The sequence below is a fragment of the Bradyrhizobium ganzhouense genome (assembly GCF_049949285.1).
Lineage (GTDB): Bacteria > Pseudomonadota > Alphaproteobacteria > Rhizobiales > Xanthobacteraceae > Bradyrhizobium > Bradyrhizobium ganzhouense.
Genome location: NZ_CP181318.1, coordinates 2,938,040 through 2,956,686 on the forward strand (window position 1 = coordinate 2,938,040; position 18,647 = coordinate 2,956,686).

The 18,647-nt window shown below is 63.6% G+C and carries 19 protein-coding genes; 14 read left to right on the forward strand and 5 right to left on the reverse strand.

Features of this window, described 5'->3' with window-relative positions:
- Positions 1 to 55 precede the first annotated feature (55 nt).
- From ACLFLU_RS13460 to ACLFLU_RS13470, 3 genes are all read left to right on the forward strand, one after another.
- On the forward strand, positions 56 to 1,051 hold the full coding sequence (locus ACLFLU_RS13460) for a TRAP transporter substrate-binding protein (RefSeq protein ID WP_426412659.1): 996 nt from the start codon (positions 56 to 58) through the stop codon (positions 1,049 to 1,051).
- A 147-nt stretch (positions 1,052 to 1,198) separates the two neighbouring features.
- Positions 1,199 to 1,777 (forward strand): TRAP transporter small permease, encoded by a 579-nt coding sequence (locus tag ACLFLU_RS13465; RefSeq protein WP_426412660.1) that lies wholly within the window; start codon positions 1,199 to 1,201, stop codon positions 1,775 to 1,777.
- Entirely contained in the window at positions 1,774 to 3,114 is a 1,341-nt protein-coding gene (locus tag ACLFLU_RS13470) for a TRAP transporter large permease (protein WP_426412661.1), read from the forward strand. Before ACLFLU_RS13465 ends, ACLFLU_RS13470 begins: the two co-directional genes overlap by 4 nt.
- Positions 3,115 to 3,132: 18 nt before the next feature.
- Here ACLFLU_RS13470 and ACLFLU_RS13475 read toward each other — a convergent pair whose 3' ends face one another.
- Both ACLFLU_RS13475 and ACLFLU_RS13480 read right to left on the reverse strand, forming a co-directional pair.
- The gene (locus ACLFLU_RS13475; RefSeq protein WP_426412662.1) at positions 3,133 to 3,714 is read right to left on the reverse strand and encodes a histidine phosphatase family protein; all 582 of its coding nucleotides are present in this window, start codon (positions 3,712 to 3,714) and stop codon (positions 3,133 to 3,135) included.
- A complete protein-coding gene (locus tag ACLFLU_RS13480) occupies positions 3,711 to 4,505 on the reverse strand; it encodes an enoyl-CoA hydratase/isomerase family protein (protein WP_426412663.1) in 795 nt (264 codons plus the stop codon). Before ACLFLU_RS13480 ends, ACLFLU_RS13475 begins: the two co-directional genes overlap by 4 nt.
- A gap of 246 nt (positions 4,506 to 4,751) precedes the next feature.
- Between ACLFLU_RS13480 and ACLFLU_RS13485 the strand changes: the two genes are divergently transcribed.
- Entirely contained in the window at positions 4,752 to 5,972 is a 1,221-nt protein-coding gene (locus ACLFLU_RS13485; RefSeq protein ID WP_426412664.1) for an NAD(P)/FAD-dependent oxidoreductase, read from the forward strand.
- 175 nt (positions 5,973 to 6,147) lie between these two features.
- On the opposite strand, the gene rbsK is transcribed toward ACLFLU_RS13485, so the two are convergent.
- Positions 6,148 to 7,065 (reverse strand): ribokinase, encoded by a 918-nt coding sequence (gene rbsK / locus ACLFLU_RS13490; RefSeq protein WP_426412665.1) that lies wholly within the window; start codon positions 7,063 to 7,065, stop codon positions 6,148 to 6,150.
- A 16-nt stretch (positions 7,066 to 7,081) separates the two neighbouring features.
- Positions 7,082 to 7,975: a sugar kinase gene (locus tag ACLFLU_RS13495; RefSeq protein WP_426412666.1), complete on the reverse strand. Its 894-nt coding sequence runs from the start codon at positions 7,973 to 7,975 to the stop codon at positions 7,082 to 7,084.
- Between the two features lie 208 nt (positions 7,976 to 8,183).
- On the opposite strand from ACLFLU_RS13495, the gene ACLFLU_RS13500 reads away from it, so the two are divergent.
- The 10 genes from ACLFLU_RS13500 (at position 8,184) to ACLFLU_RS13545 (ending at position 18,008) form a co-directional block, all read left to right on the forward strand.
- Entirely contained in the window at positions 8,184 to 9,032 is an 849-nt protein-coding gene (locus ACLFLU_RS13500) for a VOC family protein (RefSeq protein WP_426412667.1), read from the forward strand.
- A gap of 205 nt (positions 9,033 to 9,237) precedes the next feature.
- On the forward strand, positions 9,238 to 9,897 hold the full coding sequence (locus tag ACLFLU_RS13505) for a TetR family transcriptional regulator (RefSeq protein ID WP_426413984.1): 660 nt from the start codon (positions 9,238 to 9,240) through the stop codon (positions 9,895 to 9,897).
- A gap of 298 nt (positions 9,898 to 10,195) precedes the next feature.
- Positions 10,196 to 11,005, forward strand: coding sequence for an ABC transporter permease (locus ACLFLU_RS13510; protein WP_426412668.1), 810 nt, complete (start codon positions 10,196 to 10,198; stop codon positions 11,003 to 11,005).
- Positions 11,006 to 11,058: 53 nt separating this feature from the next.
- Positions 11,059 to 12,051, forward strand: a complete 993-nt coding sequence (locus tag ACLFLU_RS13515; RefSeq protein WP_426412669.1) for an ABC transporter substrate-binding protein — start codon at positions 11,059 to 11,061, stop codon at positions 12,049 to 12,051.
- Positions 12,048 to 12,896, forward strand: a complete 849-nt coding sequence (locus ACLFLU_RS13520; RefSeq protein ID WP_426412670.1) for an ABC transporter ATP-binding protein — start codon at positions 12,048 to 12,050, stop codon at positions 12,894 to 12,896. The genes ACLFLU_RS13515 and ACLFLU_RS13520 overlap by 4 nt, the downstream gene beginning before the upstream one ends.
- Positions 12,897 to 12,900: 4 nt before the next feature.
- Complete coding sequence (locus tag ACLFLU_RS13525; protein ID WP_426412671.1) at positions 12,901 to 14,289, forward strand: hypothetical protein; 1,389 nt, start codon at positions 12,901 to 12,903, stop codon at positions 14,287 to 14,289.
- A 5-nt stretch (positions 14,290 to 14,294) separates the two neighbouring features.
- On the forward strand, positions 14,295 to 15,446 hold the full coding sequence (locus ACLFLU_RS13530; RefSeq protein WP_426412672.1) for a Gfo/Idh/MocA family protein: 1,152 nt from the start codon (positions 14,295 to 14,297) through the stop codon (positions 15,444 to 15,446).
- Positions 15,447 to 15,456: 10 nt separating this feature from the next.
- Entirely contained in the window at positions 15,457 to 16,662 is a 1,206-nt protein-coding gene (locus tag ACLFLU_RS13535) for a dihydrodipicolinate synthase family protein (RefSeq protein ID WP_426412673.1), read from the forward strand.
- Positions 16,662 to 17,525 carry a sugar phosphate isomerase/epimerase family protein gene (locus tag ACLFLU_RS13540; RefSeq protein WP_426412674.1) on the forward strand — a complete coding sequence of 288 codons (864 nt, stop codon included), beginning with the start codon at positions 16,662 to 16,664 and terminating at the stop codon, positions 17,523 to 17,525. Before ACLFLU_RS13535 ends, ACLFLU_RS13540 begins: the two co-directional genes overlap by 1 nt.
- 81 nt (positions 17,526 to 17,606) lie before the next feature.
- On the forward strand, positions 17,607 to 18,008 hold the full coding sequence (locus ACLFLU_RS13545; protein WP_426412675.1) for a c-type cytochrome: 402 nt from the start codon (positions 17,607 to 17,609) through the stop codon (positions 18,006 to 18,008).
- 73 nt (positions 18,009 to 18,081) lie between these two features.
- On the opposite strand, the gene ACLFLU_RS13550 is transcribed toward ACLFLU_RS13545, so the two are convergent.
- Positions 18,082 to 18,609: a hypothetical protein gene (locus ACLFLU_RS13550; RefSeq protein WP_426412676.1), complete on the reverse strand. Its 528-nt coding sequence runs from the start codon at positions 18,607 to 18,609 to the stop codon at positions 18,082 to 18,084.
- Positions 18,610 to 18,647 lie beyond the last annotated feature (38 nt).

An 18,647-nucleotide genomic window follows, 5' to 3' on the forward strand; every position in this document is an offset into this window, starting at 1 on the left:
ACGAACGAGCGCTCAGACCGCTAAAAGCGGCGGGCGATAAAAACAGGGGGAGACGATGATTGCACGATCCATGCGTGGATTGGTGGCCGTGGCCGCCATGCTGTTCGTCACGGGAGCCGGGGCACAGGAGGTGAAGCACTATCGCTTCGCCTATGACCAGCCCCGCAACACCGGCTACTCGATCGCGGGTGACCTCTTTGCCGACAAGCTCAAGGAATTGAGCAAGGGCACCATGATCATCGACCAGTATCCCGGTGCGCAGCTCGGCCAGGAGCCGCAGGTGCTTCAGCTCGTGAAGGCCGGCGACGTCGAATTCTCCATCGTCTCCTCGGCCAACACCGCGACGATCTCGCCACAGGCCGGCGTGATGTCGCTGCACTATCTGTTCCGCGACGAGAACCACGTGATCAAGGGGCTGGCCGATCCGCGCGTGTTCGAAGCGCTCAAGACCATGATCGATGAGACCACGCAGGGCCTGCACCTCATCGGCACCGGCTCGCAGGGCGTGCGCCACATGTACTCCAAGAAGGAGATCCACAATGTGGCTGATATCAAGGGCCTGAAGGTCCGCGTGCAGGCGACCGCGACAGAGGACACCATGTTCCCGGCCTATGGTGCCCAGACCGTGCATATGCCGTTCGGCAGCGTCTATACGAGCTTGCAGACCGGCGTGGTCGACGTTGCCGAGAACAGCATCAACGTCTACCTCGTCAACAAGCACTACGAGGTCGCGCCGGTGCTGAATATCACCGAGCACGAGGCCAACAACGCGCTGGTGTTCGTCTCCGACAAGCTCTGGCAGAGCCTCTCGGCCGAGCAGAAGGGCTGGATCCAGGCCGCGGCGAACGAGGTCAGCACGAAGGAGCCGGCGAAGGCGTTCGACCTCGAGCGTGCCGCGGCCGAGAAGCTGAAGAAGATGGGCGTCAAGGTCGTCGACAACGTCGACAAGAAGAGCTTTGCGGCGATCGCAGATCCCTATCTCGACAAGCTCGCCAAGGAGCTCGGCCCCCACGCCGAGAAGATCAAGGATCTGATCCGGTCGATTAATTAGGTTGCGGTCTCCGTCACTTCCACGAGTCGTCCCGGCGAAAGCCGGGACCCATACTCCGCGGCGGTGCTTGAGGCACGATGGCAGTCAGCTCGCTTTCATCATAACGGCCTGGGGCTATGGGTCCCGGCCTTCGCCGGGACGACATCGATGGCCATCGCCGACAAACTGCTCGTGCAGCGCCAGCGCCACCTGAAATGGCGCTGGCTCGACTGGCTCGAGCTCGCGCTCATGATGCTTTGCGGCCTGCTGTGCTTCGGCTTCTCGCTGTCGGTCACCGCCGACATCGTCACCCGCACCATCGGCCATCCCTGGCTGTGGCTCCAGGAAGTCACCTCGACGCTGTTCATCTACGCGATCTTCATCGGGACGGCGGTGGCGACCCGGCGCAACGATCACCTCTATCTCACGGCGATTTCCGAGGCGATGCATGGCGTGCCCAGGATCATCGTCGAGGTGATCATTCGTCTCATTGTGCTTGGCGTCGCCTTCTGCCTGATCTGGTACGGCTACCAGAACTATCTGCGCGGATTCGGCAGCTTCCGCCTGCCGTCGGGCACACCCATCGCCTCGCTTTACGCGATCATTCCGCTCTCCGGCATCCTGGTCGGCCTGTTCACCATCGAGCAGCTCGTCAACGGCCTGCGCAACGGTTTTGACCATCCGGAGCCGCCGGACGAGGACGCCGCGCCGGTTGCCACCGAAGCGCAGGTGAGGGCGCAGCCGTGAGCGCACCCTTTGTCCTGGCGTTGATGTCGATCTGCTTCCTGTCGTTCGGCTATCTCGGCGTGCCCGTGCCGTTCTCGCTGATGGCCGGCGTGTTCATCGGCGCGGTCCTGTCCGACGTGTCGCTCGCCGCGATCATCCAGAAGATATTTGACGGCATGGACTCCGAGGCTCTGCTGGCGATTCCCTTCTTCCTGCTGGTCGGCGAGCTCATGAGCTCGGCCAATGTCGTCGTGCGAATAGCAAACCTCTCGGTGTCGCTGGTCGGGCATATCAGGGGTGGGCTGTCGCAGGTCGTGGTTGTCTTCAGCATGTTCTTCTCGGAAATGTCGGGCTCGACCACCGCCGATGTCGCCGTGATGAGCCGCGCGCTCGGCGGGCCGATGAAGCGCGAAGGGTACGAGCCCGCGTTCATCGCCGCGATCATCGCCTCCGCCTCGACCATTGCGGCGCTGGTGCCGCCGAGCATCACCGCGGTGGTCTATGGTGCGGTCGGCAACGTCTCGATCGCCGGCCTGTTCATGGCGGGCGTGGTGCCCGGGCTGATGATCGGCTTCGGGTTGATGATCTATTGCTATTTCTTCGGCCCGTCCGGCCTGCGCAAGCCGCGGGCGCCGCTGCGGCAGGTGGTGTTCGCCGCCGGTGACGCGGCGCTGCCGCTGATGATCCCGGTGATCCTGCTTGGCGGTATCCTGACCGGCTGGTTCACGCCGACCGAGGCCGGCGTCGTCGCCGTGGCCTGGATCATCCTGGTCGTGATCCCCGCGCTCAACCGCGGGCATTTCCGGAAGATCCCCTACGATTTCTGCCTCGCCGGGTTGATCTTCTCGCTGCCGCTGATCACCATCGGTGCGGCCAACGCCTTCGGCTGGATGCTCGCCTACTTGCGTGGTGCCAGCTACATCGCCGACATGATCACCTCGATCGCCGGCAACGATCCGCATTTGATCATGTTACTGATGGTGCTGCTGTTCACCGTGGTCGGCGACTTCATCGAGCCGGTGCCGACCATCATCATCTTCATGCCGCTGGTCAACGCGCTGACGGAGGCGGGCGACATCAACGGCGTTCATATGGGCGTGGTGCTGATCGCGACGCTCGCCTTTGGCCTGATCACGCCGCCCTACGGGCTCGTGCTGCTGATGGCGTCTAAATTCGTCGGCATCAGTTTTGCGAAAGCGTTACGCGCGGCGCTGCCGATCTATGTGGTGTTCTTCGCCACCATCGCGTTCGCGATCTATTTCCCGAGCGTGGTGCTGTGGCTGCCGCAGCGCGTGCTGCCGGAATCGGTCGGCTGCTTCAAGTCGCCGGCGGGCACTGGCTACATCTGCCCGAAGTGATCATTTTAAGTGATCTTCTCAAACGACGATCTGCTCGATGCGCCAGCCGGCTCCGTCGCGGATGTAGCGAAACGGCGTGCCGTGGCTGTTCTTGAAGTAGCTGCCGGAGAGCGATTTCGCCATGCCCTGCATCACCGCGTCATGGCAGACGAACAGCAGATGGTCGCCGGGGTAACGGTCGAGCCAGCCGGACACGCAGCGCAGTGAGCGTTCAGTCATGGCGTCCCAGTTCTCGCCGTCGGCGGGCAGGATCGAGACGAGGCCCGTCGCGGAATTGACGCCGTGCTTGATCATGAGGTCGCGGACGGGGAGGCCCTCAAAGCTACCGAAATCGAACTCGATGATGCCGGCGTCGATCGTGAGCGGCACCGCAATCGCGTCCGCGATGATCTCGGCCGTTTTCGCCGCGCGCACCAGCGGGCTCGCGACGATGCGGCTGATGCCGGCGCCGCGCAAGATGTCCGCGGCCTCGTACGCTTGCCGCAGCCCATCCTCGTTCAGCGCATTGTCGGTCCGGCCCTGGAAAAGTCCCTGCCGGTTCCAGTCGGTCGCGCCATGGCGCAGGCCGCAGAACGAGCGCGATGGCGCGAGGGCGCTCACTTGCTCTTGCTCGTGAACTTCTTGACGGCAACACGAAACTCCTCCGTGTTCATCGCCATGATGATCTTGTGCTCCTCGGCATCGAGCTGTTGTTTTACGGGCGTGGTGGCCGCGGCATAGACCAGCGACTTGGTGCCGGCGATCGCGGCTGTCGGGTTCTGCGCCAGCCGTTCGGCCAGCTGACGCGTCGCTGCCTTCAGCTCGGTCGCCGGTACGGTCTTGGCGACGAGACCCCATTCATAGGCCTGCTGCGCCGTAAAATTGTCCTCCGCCAGAAAGATCTGCAGCGCGCGGCGCGAGCCGACCGTGCCGACGATCCCGACCGTCGAGCCGCCATCCGGCGAGACGCCGATCTTGGCATAGGCCGGCGTGAATTTCGCATCCTCGGCGGCGATGCAGAGATCGGTTACGAAGGCGAGGCCCATGCCGGCGCCGGCGGCCGAGCCGTGCACGCTCGATAGCGAGATCTTTGGCATGCGCCTGATGATCTCGATGAAGGCATGATAGTGCTTGAGCAGTTGGCCGACCACCGGCGTCACCGTGTTGGCTTCAGCCGCAGCGCCAATCGTCTGCAAATCGCCGCCGGCCGAGAACGCCCGGCCTTCGCCCTCGATCACCACGACCCTGATGGCGTCATCGCCCTCGATAGTGGCCGCGAGCTGCTCGAGCTTTTGCGCAATCGCAAGGTTGATCGAGTTGAACGCGGCGGGGCGGTTGAGCGTGATGGTGGCGATCGGGCCGTCGATCTGCAGCAGGGCGGGATCGTCGGGCTGGGAGATGGGTGCTGGCATCGGAAAATCCCCGGCATGAGGTCGTTGCTGCAACTAAATCGCAGAAGGCGAGGGGTGACAATCCCCGGCCGCCAGTGCCCCGCAGGCCGCTCTTGCGAAAGCCGGAACGATAGGCTCAAATAGCGCCGCCATCGTTTAGGGACGGACACGAGCGCCGGCTCCTCAATCGACGAGGCTGACAAGCCAAATCAGCAAGAGAGGGGACGACGTGGGGTATACCTGTGTCCTGAAAGTTGAGCTGTTCCAATGACGGATGGTCCGGTGATCATTGTCGGTGCCGGCCATGGCGGCTACCAGGTCGCGGCGTCCCTGCGCCAGGCGGGTTTTTCGGATCGCATCTGCCTGATCAATGACGAGGCGCATCTGCCGTATCAGCGGCCGCCTTTGTCCAAGGCCTACATCAAGGGTTCCGCCGGGCCGGAGAGCCTGATGTTCCGGCCGGAGAAATTTTACCACGACCAGGCCATCGAGCTGATCGCGGGCCGCGCCGTGTCGATCGACCGCGCGGGGCGCAAGGTGCTGCTGGCGTCGGGCGAGACGCTGCCTTACGGCCATCTCGTGCTGGCAACGGGCGCACGCAACCGGCTACTCGATCTGCCCAACGCCAATCTGCCCGACGTGAAATACTTGCGCATCCTCGACGAGAGCGAGGCGCTGCGAAAGATCATCCCGTCGAAGACCCGGGTCGTCGTGATCGGTGCCGGTTTCATCGGCCTCGAATTCGCGGCTACCGCGCGGATCAAGGGCCTGGAGGTTGACGTGCTCGAGCTCGCGCCGCGCGTGATGGCGCGCGCGGTGACGGCGGAGGTCTCGGAGTATTTTCAGGCGCGACATCGCGAGGCCGGCATCCGCATTCATCTCGGTGTGCAAGCGACGTCCATCGAGGCCGAGAACGGCAAGGTCACCGGCGTCAGTCTCAGCGACGGACGGCATCTGCCCGCCGACCTCGTCGTGGTCGGCGTCGGCGTGCTGCCGAACATCGAGCTTGCCGCCGAGGCGGGCTTGCCGGTCGCCGCTGGCATCATCGTCGATGAATATCTTGCGACGGCTGACCCGAACATTTCGGCGATCGGCGATTGCGCGCTGTTCGCAAGCCCGCGCTTTGGCGGCTCGCTGCGGCTGGAATCGGTGCAGAACGCCACCGACCACGCCCGCTGCCTCGCGGCGCGGCTGACCGGGGACAAGAAGCCCTATGATGGCCATCCCTGGTTCTGGAGCGACCAGGGCGACGACAAGCTCCAGATCGCGGGCCTGACCACCGGATACGACCGCGTCGTGCTGCGCGGCGATCCCGCCAAAAAGGCGTTCTCCGCGTTCTGCTATCACGGCAACAGACTGCTCGGCATCGAGTCCATCAACCGCGCCGGCGATCACATGTTCGGCCGCCGCTTGCAGGCCATGGATCGCTCCATCACACCGGAACAGGCCGCGGACGACAGCTTTGACCTGAAGAGCGCGCTGGCTTGATCTTCTTCTCCCTCTCCCCGTTCTTACGGGGAGAGGGTCGGGGTGAGGGGCCTCTCTCCGCAGATGAGATGATTGTGAGACCTGTACCCCCTCACCCGGATTGCGCCGGACGATGCTTCGCATCGCCGGGGGCAATCCGACCTCTCCCCGCAAGCGGGGCGAGGTAAGAACGGCATCAGCCGGCGCTGAGCACGGCCGCTACTTCCGCGGCTGTCGGCATCGAGGGACCTGCCCCCATGCGCTGCACGCTGATCGAGGCGGCTGCGTTGGCGAAGGCCAGGGCGGCGCGCAGAGGCACGCCATCGGCGAGCTGCGATGCGAGTGCGCCGACGAAACAATCGCCGGCGCCGGTGGTGTCGATCGCCTTCACCACGCGCCCCGGCACCGCGAACTCTTCGCTGGCAGCCAGCGCGAGGACGCCGCGTTTCCCGAGCGTGATGCAGATGGTCTGGTCCGCGCGCGCCTGAAGTTTTCGCGCCACCGCGATGATCTTTGCGGTCTCGTCGTCGTCGGTGAGCTCGGTGCCTGCAAGGAAACCAAGCTCGGTCTCGTTCAGCACCAGGATATCGACCAGCGCGAGCAGCTCGGGCGACATCTTCTGCGCGGGGGCAGGATTCAGCAATGTGGTGGCGCCCGCCGCGTGCGCGCGCTGGAAGAACGCGGCGATGGTCGGCAGCGGGATCTCGAACTGGCTGACGGCGACATCGCCCTTCGCCAGCGGCACATCCGCGACGTCATCGGCGCTAACCAGTGCATTGCTGCCGGGAATGACGACGATGGTGTTGTCGGAGGCCGCGACCGTGATGATCGCGGTGCCGGTGTGCGTTTCGGGCGTCTCCTTGATCGAGCCGGGATCGATGCCCTGCGCGTTAAGGAACGTCCTGAGCTCAGCCCCGAACGAATCCGTGCCCAGCCGCCCGATCAGCGTGGTCTTCGCCCCGAGCCGTGACGCGGCCACGGCCTGGTTCGCACCCTTGCCGCCCGGAAAATACAGCACCTGCCTGCCGGCGACGGTCTCACCGACCTTGGGATGGCGATCGGCGGTCGCCACCACATCCATGTTGATGCTGCCGGCGACGAAGACACGCCCCATGATATGCCTTTATTCCCTAGACCCTGACTTCGAACTCGTGCCTGACTTTGGCGATGTCCACAAGGGTCGGCAGGCCGGCCTCGTTGCCGAGGCGCTGGATCTTGAAGGTCGACGCGGCGCGGGCAAAGTCAAAATGCTCGCGCCAGCTTTTGCCGGGGTGCGCGAGGTAGGAATAGACATAGGCGCCGTGGAAGACGTCGCCGGCGCCATTGGTGTCGATCACGCGCTCGCGCGGGATCGGCATCGCCGGCATGGTCTCGACCGCGCCGGTCTCGTTGTACCAGAGCAGGCCCTTCTCACCCATGGTGATGCCGCCGATCTTGCAGCCGCGGCCTTTGAGGTAGTCGAGCATCTTTTCCGGCGTGAGATCCATCTGCTCGCAGAGGCGCTCGGCGACGATGGCGACGTCGATGTATTCCAGCAGTTCATGCGTGTTGGTGCGCAGGCCGCCGCCGTCGAGCGAAGTCAGAATGCCGGCCTCGCGGCAGACCTTTGCATAATGAATCGCCGCATCGGGCTGGTGGCCGTCGATATGCAGCGCGCGGCAGCCGCCGAGATTGAGCATCGGAAAAGGGTGGATGTGCTCGTCGTCGCGGCAGCGGACGATGGCGCGCTTGCCGTCCTTCGGCATGATGAAGGAGAGCGAGGACTGGTTCACCTTCCGCCCGTGCAGCGAGATCGCGTATTTCGCGCACATGTCCTGGAACATGCGTCCCAGCCAGTCATTGGCTGCGGTGGCGATCAGATCCGGCACGATGCCGAGCTTGGCGCAGCAGAACGCCGCCGTGACCGCGTTGCCGCCGAAAGAAACCGCGTAGTCGGTTGCCACGTGCTTTTCGTCGCCGGTCGGCATGTGGTCGGTGATGAAGACGACGTCGATATAGGTCTGTCCGATGAAGAGAGCCTGCATTGCTTGTCCGTGATGCGCTTGGTGGTCCCGGCCGGCGGGCTTACTCTAACACCGGTTCCGCTTCGGGGACGCTGAAATTATTCGCAAAACCGCCCCGAAGCGCTTGAGGTCGGCATGGGGCCGGAATACGACCATGACAGGGCAATGCCAAGCCCGGACAAATGCCGTATTTCGGCCGGTTGTTCCAGGTCCATAAAAAGGGGGGAATATGATCACCGGCCTCGATCACATCGTCGCGCTGGTCAAGGATATCGGTGCGGCCAAGGCGGCCTATCAGACGCTGCTGGGGCGCGCGCCGGCCTGGCAGAATTCCGGCGAGGGCGCCGATCGCGTGCTGTTCACCCTCGACAACATGACCATCGAATTGATGGCGCCGAGCGGCTTCACCGCGACCGCTGACCGGATGCGCGCGCTGCTCGACGACCAGGAGGGTGTGCTCGCCAGCCTGTGCTTTCGTGTCGCAGACATGGGCAAGATGCACCGGCGGCTGGACCGGGTGGCGCTGAAGCCCGATCCCGTCGCCGAGGTCGAGAGCAGCGACGATGCGAGCGGTGCAGCCCTGCACTGGAAGCGCACGCGGGCCGCGACCGAGCTGACGCGCGGCGTGCGCATGTTCTTCCTCGAGTTGGCCGAGGAGCGTCCGAAGTCGGTTGCGACCGACATCGCACCGATCGACGGGCTCGACCACGTCGTGATCACCACCGAGGATTCCGATCGCGCCGCCGCGCTCTACGGCGCGCGACTCGGGCTCGACCTCGCGCTCGACCGCTCCCATCACGATTGGGGCCAGCTGATGTTCTTCCGCTGCGGCGATCTCATCGTCGAAGTGGTGCGCCGACCCGTGGCGGGCGGGGATTCTCTGCATGACCGGCTCTGGGGCCTGAGCTGGCGCGTCGCCGACATCGACGCCACCCGCGCCCGCCTGCTCGCCGCCGGCCTCGACGTCACCGAAGTCCGCAACGGCCGCAAGCCGGGCACGCGGATCATGACCGTGCGCAACGGCACCTGCGGGATCCAGACGGTGCTGCTGGAGCGCTCACCGAAGCCGGTGGAGTGAGGCCGCCGTTCTCTCTTCTCGTCATTGCGAGCGCAGCGAAGCAATCCAGAATCCGCCGCGGTAGCAGTCTGGATTGCTTCGTCGCTTCGCTCCTCGCAATGACAGCGGGGGCGTGTTACACGCATACCGAAGCATCCAGCGGGCACCCGGTTTGGCGAAGGCAGCGGCAAAGCGAACTCTGAAATGGCAGCGCGATCCCGAGGGGATGCGGCTGCGCATTCTCGAAGCTGCCAAGCAGGAGTTTTCCGCTCACGGGCTCGCCGGCGCGCGCGTCGACCGCATTGCGGCCAAGGCCGGCGCCAACAAGCGCATGCTGTACTACCACGTCGGCAACAAGGACGACCTCTACCTCGCGGTGCTCGAAGGCGCCTATGACAAGATCCGCAGCGAGGAGCGGGGGCTCGATCTCGAGCATCTCGATCCGCCCGAGGCGATCAAGCGGCTGATCGAGTTCACCTGGGGTTACTTCCTGCGCAACCCCGAGTTCCTGTCGCTGCTCCAGACCGAGAACCTCGCCCGTGCAAAGCACCTCAAGCGCTCGACCAAAGTCAAGTCGATGCACTCGCCCTTCGTCGAGATGATCCGCACCGTGGTGCTGCGCGGCGTCGAGTCCGGCTATTTCCAGGTCGCGGTCGATCCGGTGCAGCTCTACATCTCGATCGCGGCACTGAGCTTCTTCTATCTCTCGAACTCGGCGACGCTGAGCGTGATCTTCGGCCGCGATCTGCTTGCGAAAGACGCCAAGGACGAGCGGCTCGCGCATATGACGGGTCTGGTGCTTGCCGCGCTGACCGGGCGGTCGGCGGAATTGCTGGAGATCGTCAAACCGCCGAAGTCGCGCGCCACGGTGGCGCAGACGGTGTAGGTCATCGTCGTCCCGGCCTAGTGCGCAATTGCGCACGGGGGGCCGGGACCCATACCGCGTGATCTATCAATTTGTGCGCGGTGCTGATCCCGAACGACCATCCTTGGCCAATCGTCTCCCTGTGGTTATGGGTCCCGGCCTTCGCCGGGACGACATCGGGGTTTGGCGCAAACATCGCTCTCAATGATGCCAAATTCCCCGGAACCCCCCGCGCAAAACGTCGCAGGAAAACCCCTAGACAGTATTTATCCAACGAGTTAATTTCTCCCTCGAACGAAAAGAATGCCGGGAGTGAGACGTGGCTGAATTGAAGCCGCAAGGTGCGATGTCCAAGATGCTGAATGCGGCCTGGATCAGGCCGTTCTTGTTCCTGGTTTTCATCGTCGTGGCCTGGGATCTCGCGATCCGGCTGTTCAGGATTCCCGCCTATCAGATCCCGTCGCCGGCTGACGTCGTCGCGGTGCTGCGCTCCGACTGGCCGGAATTGCTACGCCAGTGCTGGCCGACGACCTATGCGACCGTCTGTGGCTTCCTGCTGTCCGCGCTGTTCGGCATTCCCGTGGCCATGCTGATCGCGGGCTCGAAGACGGTGGAGAGCTACGTCTATCCGCTGCTGGTGTTCTCCCAATCCGTGCCGAAGATCGCGATCGCGCCGCTGTTCGTGGTCTGGTTCGGCTTTGGTATTGTGCCGAAAGTGATCTCAGCGTTCCTGCTCGGCTTCTTCCCCGTCGTGGTCTCGGCGGTGCAGGGCTTCAAGTCGGTCGATCCTGACATGGTCGATCTCGCCCGCGCCATGCAGGGCAGCCGCTTTCAGGTATTTTGCGCGGTGAACCTGCCGCATGCGCTGCCGGCGATCTTCTCGGGCCTTAAGGTCTCGGTGACGCTCGCCGTCGTCGGCGCGGTCGTCGGCGAGTTCGTCGGCTCCAATTCCGGCATCGGCTATGTGATGCAGCGCTCGATCGGCACCTTCGACCTGCCGACGATGTTCGCGGCCCTCGTTATCCTCGCGCTGCTCGGCGTGATCCTGTTCTGGATCGTCGACCGGATCGAGAAACTGGTCATTCCCTGGCATGTCAGCCAGCGCGAAGACGTGATTTTCGCCACTTAACTAGCAACGAACGGCCACCAACGGCCGAAGCAACAACGACAGGGAGAATAGCAATGAAGCGGTGGATTGGGGCTGTTGCGGCGGCGCTGATGGCGTTTGCAGTTGCGCCGGCGCAGGCGGCCGACAAGGTCGTGCTGATGCTGAACTGGTACGTCTACGGCGAGCATGCGCCGTTCTATTACGGCAAGGCCAAGGGCATTTATGCCGCCGAGGGCATCGACCTCGAGATCCAGGAAGGCCGCGGCTCGGCTGCGACCACCCAGGCCGTCGCCGCCAAGACCGCCGACTTCGGCTATGTCGACGTTCCCACCATGATGCGTGCCGCGATCAAGGGCGCGCCTGTGATCGCGACCGGCGTTCTGCTGCAGACCAGCCCGATGTCGGCCATGGGCTTCGTCGACAAGAACATCAAGAAGCCGGAGGACATCAAGGGCAAGACGGTGGCGATCACGCCGGCCGATTCCATGACGCAGATCTGGCCGCTGTTCCTGAAGAAGACCGGCCTGAAGGAAAGCGACTTCACCACCGTTGCCGGTGATGGCCAGACCAAGCTCAACGCCGTCATCAACGGCCAGGCTGATCTGCTGCTCGGCTACGTCATGGACCAGTCGATGAAAATCAAGGACGCCACCGGCAAGGACGTCTATCCGATCAAGTTCGCCGACTACGGCATCAACATGGTCTCTTCGGGAATCATCGCCAACTCCGACTATGTGAAGGCCAATGCCGACCTCGTCCGCCGCTTCATGTCCGCGACGACCAAGGCGGTCGAAGCCGCGGAGAAGGAGCCGAAGGCTGCCGCGCAGTCGATCCTCGATGCCAACCCGAAGGGCGGCAAGATCGACACGCTGACGCAGGGCTTTGAGCTGACCATTCCGCTCTACCGGACCGCCGAGACCAAGAGCAAGCGGCCGTTCCAGGTCACCGACCAGAACATGACGGACTCGGTCAACCTGATGGTCGAATATGGCGGCCTCGATGCCAAGGCCAAGGAGAACCCGAAGGCCTTCTACACCAACGACTACCTGCCGAAGAGCGGAACGTGAAACCAGCGACGATCGTGAGTGAAACCGTGCAACCGGCCGCGCATCTGAGACTGGTGAGCGACCGGGCCGCCGGCGATGCGTCGGGCATAACACTGTCCGGCGTGTCGAAGACCTACCGGACGCGCGACGGCGATGTACCGTCGCTGCGGCCGCTCGACTTCCACATCAATGACGGCGAGTTCTTCGTCGTGGTCGGCCCTAGCGGCTGCGGCAAGTCCACGCTGCTCAAGCTGATCTCAGGGTTGCTGCCACCGACATCAGGCGAGGTTCTGGTCGAGGGCGAGAAGGTGACGAAGCCGCACGGCAATGTCGGCATCGTCTTCCAGAGCGCGCTGCTGCTGCCCTGGCGCAACATCCTCTCCAACGTGATGCTGCCGATCGACATGAAACGGCTGCCGCGGGACGAATATCTCGTGCGCGCCAAGGCGCTCTTGAAGCTGGTCGGGCTCGAGGGGTTCGAGAAGAAGCTGCCCTGGCAGCTCTCGGGCGGCATGCAGCAGCGCGCTTCGATCTGCCGCGCCCTGGTGCACGATCCCAAGATCATGCTGATGGACGAGCCGTTCGGCGCGCTTGATGCGCTGACGCGCGAGCGCATGAATGTCGAGCTGATGCGGATCCAGCGCGAGACCAGGAAGACGGTGCTCCTGATCACGCATTCGATTCCGGAGGCCGTGTTCCTCGCCGACCGCGTGCTGGTGATGACCGAGCGGCCCGGTGCGGTTGCCGCGATCTACGACGTGCCGCTGCCGCGCCCGCGCTCCCTCGACGTCATGGCCGATCCGGTCTTCACCGAGCTCGTGCAACGCATCCGCAAGCATTTCTTCTCGCAGGGTACACTGGACTGAAACCATGGCGCCGCGCCTGAAGCTGCGAGACATCGCCTTCTTCGAACGTCCCGTGCCTTTCGCGCGGCCGTTCCGCTTTGGCGCGATCACCATCAATGCGACGCCGCAGCTGTTCGTGCGGGTCGAGATCGAGGTCGAGGGCAGGGGCACCGCGGTCGGCGCCAGCGCCGAGCTGCTGGTGCCAAAGTGGTTCGACAAGCGGCCAGTGCTTTCGCCGGCGCAGACGGTGGACGGCCTGCGCCGTTCCCTGGAGATCGCACGCGGGCTTTATCTGGCGCGGACCGGATTCCAGACGGCGTTCGATCTGCATGCCTCGTGCATCGGCGCGCAGGTTGTGACCTGCGCCAAAAAGGACATTCCGGCGCTTGCTGCGGCCTATGGCCCGGCGGAGATCGACAAGGCAGTCCTCGATGCACTCTTGCGCGCGGTGGAAACCAATTTCTTCGACGGGATGGCCGGCAACATCGCCGGCATCGATGCGCGGCTCTCGCCCGACCTGAAGGAAACGGACCTCACGACGTTTCTCGGCGGGCGCAAGCCGCTGCCGCGCGTGGCGATCAGGCATACCGTTGGCCTCGACGATACGGTCGAAGGCGGGGGCGGTGTCGCCGATGCACACGAGAGCGCCGGTGCAAATTACTTCAAGCTGAAGCTGTCTGGCGATCCCGCGGCCGATGCGGCGCGTCTGATGCGCATCGGCAAGGAACTCGACACGCTTGGGCGCGACTACAAGGTGACGCTCGATGCCAACGAGCAGTATGCCAATTTGGCGGCGCTGCAGGAGCTGGTCGATCGGTTCGATCGCGAGGCCGCACTGTGGCCGATCGCGTCGCGCCTGCTCTATATCGAGCAGCCGATGCCGCGCGATATCACGCGGCAATCGCCGCTCGGCTCACTTGCCGCGCGGGGCTTCATCATCGACGAGGCCGACGATTCCTATGACGCGTTCCCCACCGCGCGGGCGCTCGGCTATCACGGCATCTCCTCGAAATCCTGCAAGGGGCTCTACAAGTCCATCGTCAACGCGGCGCGCGCGGCGAAGTGGAGCGCGGGCGGCGAGAAATTCTTCGTCACTGGTGAGGACCTCACCTGCCAGGCCGGCCTTGCCGTGCAGCAGGATCTCGCGCTGGGTGCTTTCATCGGCGTCACCCATGCCGAGCGGAACGGCCACCACTATGTCGACGGCTTTGGCGAGACGCCGGCCGCAGAAGCGCAGGCCTTCGCGGCCGCGCATCCCGATCTCTACGCCGATGCCGGGCAGGGCATCCGGCTCTCCATTCACAACGGCGATCTCCTGACGGGATCGCTCAACGCAACGGGCTTTGCGACGCCGGTCCATCCGGACTGGTCGGCGCTCCGCCCGCTCGAACAGCCAAAATCACTTCAGGAGTAATCGGCATGACCACCCAACGCCTCGGCCTCATCATGAACGGCATCACCGGCCGCATGGGGCTCAACCAGCATCTGATTCGCTCGATCGTCGCGATCCGCGACCAGGGCGGCGTCAGGCTGAAGAACGGCGACCGCGTCATGCCTGATCCGATCCTGGTCGGTCGCAGCTCCGAGAAGGTTGAGGCGCTTGCCAAGCGCTTCAACATCACGCGCTGGACCACCGACCTCGATGCGGCGCTCGCCGACAAGAACGACACGATGTTCTTCGACGCCGCGACCACGCAGGCGCGGCCGGGCCTTCTGACCCAGGCCATCAATGCAGGCAAGCACGTCTATTGCGAGAAGCCGATCGCGACGAACTTTGAAGAGGCGCTCGAGGTCGTCAAGCTTGCCAATTCCAAGGGCGTCAAGCACGGCACGGTGCAGGACAAGCTGTTTCTGCCCGGCCTGAAGAAGATCGCCTTCCTGCGCGACTCCGGCTTCTTTGGCCGCATTCTCTCAGTGCGCGGCGAGTTCGGCTATTGGGTGTTCGAAGGCGGCTGGCAGGAGGCGCAGCGGCCGTCCTGGAATTATCGCGACGAGGACGGCGGCGGCATCATCCTCGATATGGTCTGCCACTGGCGCTACGTGCTCGACAACCTCTTCGGCAATGTCCAGAGCGTGGTCTGCATCGGCAATACCGACATCCCCGAGCGGTTTGACGAGCAGGGCAAGAAGTACAAGGCGACCGCGGACGACTCGGCTTACGCGACCTTCCAGCTCGAGGGCGGCGTCATCGCCCACATCAATATGTCTTGGGTCACGCGCGTCTATCGCGACGACCTCGTCACCTTCCAGGTCGACGGCACGCACGGCTCGGCGGTCGCGGGTCTCACCGACTGCATGATCCAGGCGCGGCAGGCGACCCCGAGGCCGGTGTGGAATCCCGACGAGAAGCGGCTGCACGATTTCTACGGCGACTGGCAGAAGCTGCCTGATAACGTCACCTACGACAACGGCTTCAAGGAGCAGTGGGAGATGTTCATCCGTCACGTCTACGAGGATGCCCCCTACAAGTTCACGCTGCTCGAAGGCGTCAAGGGCGTGCAGCTCGCCGAATGTGCGCTGAAGAGCTGGAAGGAGCGGCGCTGGATCGACGTCGCCCCGATCAAGGCCTGAGGAGGGACACATGAACAAGCCCGTCCTGCCCAATCCTACTCCTTCAATGTCGTCATTGTCGCTGAAGCTGCCGAAGGCCGATCGCTCGATCGAGACGTACCGGCTCGCGGCCTCGCGAATCTTTCCAGCGAAGCTCGAAGGCACGCTGAACCGCATCGCCTTCTCGGCCGTGCATACGGTCGTCGATCCCTTCGCCGACAACGATCCCTGGCTTTCGGTGGCCGTCGACTGGGACAAGACCATCGCTTTCCGCGAACACGTCTGGGACCTCGGCCTCGGTGTTGCCGAAGCCATGGACACAGCGCAGCGCGGCATGGGGCTGGACTGGCCGACCTCGCTGGAGCTGATCACGCGGTCGGTCGCCGCCGCCAAGCCGCGCAACGCGCTGGTGTTCTCCGGTGCCGGCACGGATCATCTTGCGGTCGAGGATGCAAGGAGCCTCGACGACGTGATCCGCGCCTATGAGGATCAGATCTCGGCGGTCGAAAAGGTCGGCGGCCGCATCATCCTGATGGCATCGCGCGCGCTGGCCAAGCTCGGCCGCAACGCCGACGACTACGCAAAAGTCTATGACCGCGTGCTCTCGCAGGTCCGCGAGCCCGTGATCATCCACTGGCTCGGCGACATGTTTGATCCGGCGCTGACGGGATATTGGGGGACCAAGGACCTCGACAAGGCGATGGACACGGCGGTCGCCATCATCAACGGCAATGCTGCGAAGGTCGATGGCGTCAAAGTCTCGCTGCTCGACAAGCAGCGCGAAATCGACATGCGCCGTCGTCTGGATAAGCGCATCAAGATGTACACCGGCGACGATTTCAATTATGCGGAGCTGATAGCTGGCGACGAACAGGGCTTCTCGCATGCGCTGCTCGGCATCTTCGACGCGATCGCGCCGGCAGCGTCCTATGCGCTGTCGCGGTTAGCTGCGGGTGACGAAGCAGGATTCCACGATGTGCTGGGGCCGACCGTGCCGCTGTCACGCCACATCTTCAAGGCGCCGACGCGCTTCTACAAGACGGGCGTCGTCTTCATGGCATATCTCAACGGCCACCAGGATCATTTCACCATGGTCGGCGGCCAGGAGAGCGCGCGCTCGATGCTGCACCTGGCCGAACTGTTCCGGCTCGCCGATCAGGCCGGGCTGCTCGCCAATCCGGAACTGGCGACGCAGCGGATGAAGACCGTGCTGGCTTCGCACGGGATCGAACACTGATGCGCGATTTCTCGTCCGACCACCATTGGCTGTCGCTGAACACGGCGACGGTCCGCAAGCAGGGTGACCTCGTTCAGATCATCGAGGCCTGTGCCAGGCACGGCATCCGCGCCATCGATCCCTGGCGCGACCAGGTCGCGACCGTCGGCCTTGAGCGCGCGGTCCGCGCCGTGCGCGATGCCGGCCTCGACCTCTCAGGCTATTGCCGCGGCGGCATGTTCACGTCGGACGCGTCGCGCCGCACCGAAGTGCGCGACGACAACCGCCGCTGCGTCGATGAAGCCAAGGCGCTGGGCGCGCCCTGCATCGTTCTCGTCGTCGGCGGCCTGCCGCAATATTCGCGGCCCGGCAGCGAAGCGTCGAAGGATATCGTCGCTGCGCGCGGGCAGGTCGAGGAGGCCCTTGCGGACATGCTCGATTACGCCAAGCAGGCAAACCTGCCGCTGGCGATCGAGCCGCTGCATCCGGCCTATGCCGCCGACCGCGCCTGCGTGAACACCACAAAGCAGGCGCTCGACATTTGTGATCGTCTCGACCCAGCCCGCAGCGGCATGCTCGGCGTCGCGCTCGACGTCTATCACATCTGGTGGGACCCGGAGCTGATGGGCCAGATCGCGCGCGCCGGCAAGGACCGCCTGCTCGCCTTCCACGTCTGCGACTGGCTGGTGCCGACCAGGGACATCCTCAACGACCGCGGCATGATGGGTGACGGCGTGATCGACATCAAATCCGCGCGCGCTGCGGTCGAGGCGCAGGGTTTTGCCGGCTATTCGGAGATCGAGATCTTCTCCAACGACTGGTGGGGCAAACCGATGGACGAGGTGCTCCGCACCTGCATCGCGCGTCACAAGACTGTGGTGTAGCTTACACGGGCGCTGCCCTCACGGGCTTGCAGCTTGTTTGCGTGTTGAAGCGCGCCCCTTCGCAGGCGACGGGAGGTTGGCATGAGGCGTATCGGCTGGCTGGGCCTCGTGATATCGAGCGCAATGTTGTACTTCCTACCGTCGTCCTCGCTTTCGGCTCAGGACGTTCTCTCGAAAGGCGCAGAGCAGCAGTTGTTCAACAACGCTTGTCGAACTTGCCATTCGACCCAAAAGGACGACAATCGTCTCGGTCCTAGCTTGCACCAGATTATTGGAAGGAAAGCAGGATCGCTGCCGGAGTACAATTACTCTTCAGCGATGAGGGACAGTGATTTCATCTGGGACGAAGCAAAACTCGCGCGCTTCATAGCCAATCCAGATGAAGTCGTTCCTGGGAATAAAATGGCTCCCTACGGAGGTCTTGCGTCCGTTGAGGATCGAAAGAAGATCGTACGTTTTCTGCAGTCGATGCGATCCCAATAAGGCTGTCGCTCACGTGCAAGCGCAAAAAAAGCCCGCCCGAAGGCGGGGCGCAAGATACTTCGTGATCCGCGGATCACTCGGAGCCGCACAATGCCTCTCCCGTGCTTCTGCGCAAGCTCGGTCTCGCCACACCAACGGTGAGCAGGCTGGCATCTGCTGAAGCCTCGACTATTTTCTGTGCTTTCGGGTGTGGCGTCAGAATCGCAATCTGACTGGAGGAAGCCGGCATCCCGGCTAACATGAGCGTCGGTGCAGCCGCACTCTCCTCCACCTGGGCCGCGCCGAGCACCGCTACTTGATGCCGGGAGATCGGGAAGCCTGTAACTTCGAAAGTTGGGCGCTGCAATGCGCATGCGTTGGCGTGATTGACCGTCATGGTTCCAATGCTGGAGATGGCGGTCACCATCAGAAACATTCTCTTCATGGGATTTCCCCTCTCTTGGATTAGAGATATTCCCACCACAAATTCCATACTCACCTTAATCTTGGTCCACTTGAAACCATGTGAACTGCTTAACTTTTGGTCCGAGGCATTCCGCAAAGGTTCAATTGCGTTGGGAAAGGTCAGCGTCGTTGCACTTCCACAGAAGGCCGCAGCCACGTCGAACTGACTTCAGGTTGAACTGGCGGAAAACCATT

Bases quoted from the DNA above. Each gene is read 5' to 3' on its own strand.
- ACLFLU_RS13460 (WP_426412659.1), top strand. From the start codon at position 56: ATGATTGCACGATCCATGCGTGGATTGGTGGCCGTGGCCGCCATGCTG.
- ACLFLU_RS13465 (WP_426412660.1), top strand. From the start codon at position 1,199: ATGGCCATCGCCGACAAACTGCTCGTGCAGCGCCAGCGCCACCTGAAA.
- ACLFLU_RS13480 (WP_426412663.1), bottom strand. From the start codon at position 4,505: ATGCCAGCACCCATCTCCCAGCCCGACGATCCCGCCCTGCTGCAGATC.
- ACLFLU_RS13485 (WP_426412664.1), top strand. From the start codon at position 4,752: ATGACGGATGGTCCGGTGATCATTGTCGGTGCCGGCCATGGCGGCTAC.
- rbsK (WP_426412665.1), bottom strand. From the start codon at position 7,065: ATGGGGCGTGTCTTCGTCGCCGGCAGCATCAACATGGATGTGGTGGCG.
- ACLFLU_RS13495 (WP_426412666.1), bottom strand. From the start codon at position 7,975: ATGCAGGCTCTCTTCATCGGACAGACCTATATCGACGTCGTCTTCATC.
- ACLFLU_RS13500 (WP_426412667.1), top strand. From the start codon at position 8,184: ATGATCACCGGCCTCGATCACATCGTCGCGCTGGTCAAGGATATCGGT.
- ACLFLU_RS13505 (WP_426413984.1), top strand. From the start codon at position 9,238: ATGCGGCTGCGCATTCTCGAAGCTGCCAAGCAGGAGTTTTCCGCTCAC.
- ACLFLU_RS13515 (WP_426412669.1), top strand. From the start codon at position 11,059: ATGAAGCGGTGGATTGGGGCTGTTGCGGCGGCGCTGATGGCGTTTGCA.
- ACLFLU_RS13525 (WP_426412671.1), top strand. From the start codon at position 12,901: ATGGCGCCGCGCCTGAAGCTGCGAGACATCGCCTTCTTCGAACGTCCC.
- ACLFLU_RS13530 (WP_426412672.1), top strand. From the start codon at position 14,295: ATGACCACCCAACGCCTCGGCCTCATCATGAACGGCATCACCGGCCGC.
- ACLFLU_RS13535 (WP_426412673.1), top strand. From the start codon at position 15,457: ATGAACAAGCCCGTCCTGCCCAATCCTACTCCTTCAATGTCGTCATTG.
- ACLFLU_RS13540 (WP_426412674.1), top strand. From the start codon at position 16,662: ATGCGCGATTTCTCGTCCGACCACCATTGGCTGTCGCTGAACACGGCG.
- ACLFLU_RS13545 (WP_426412675.1), top strand. From the start codon at position 17,607: ATGAGGCGTATCGGCTGGCTGGGCCTCGTGATATCGAGCGCAATGTTG.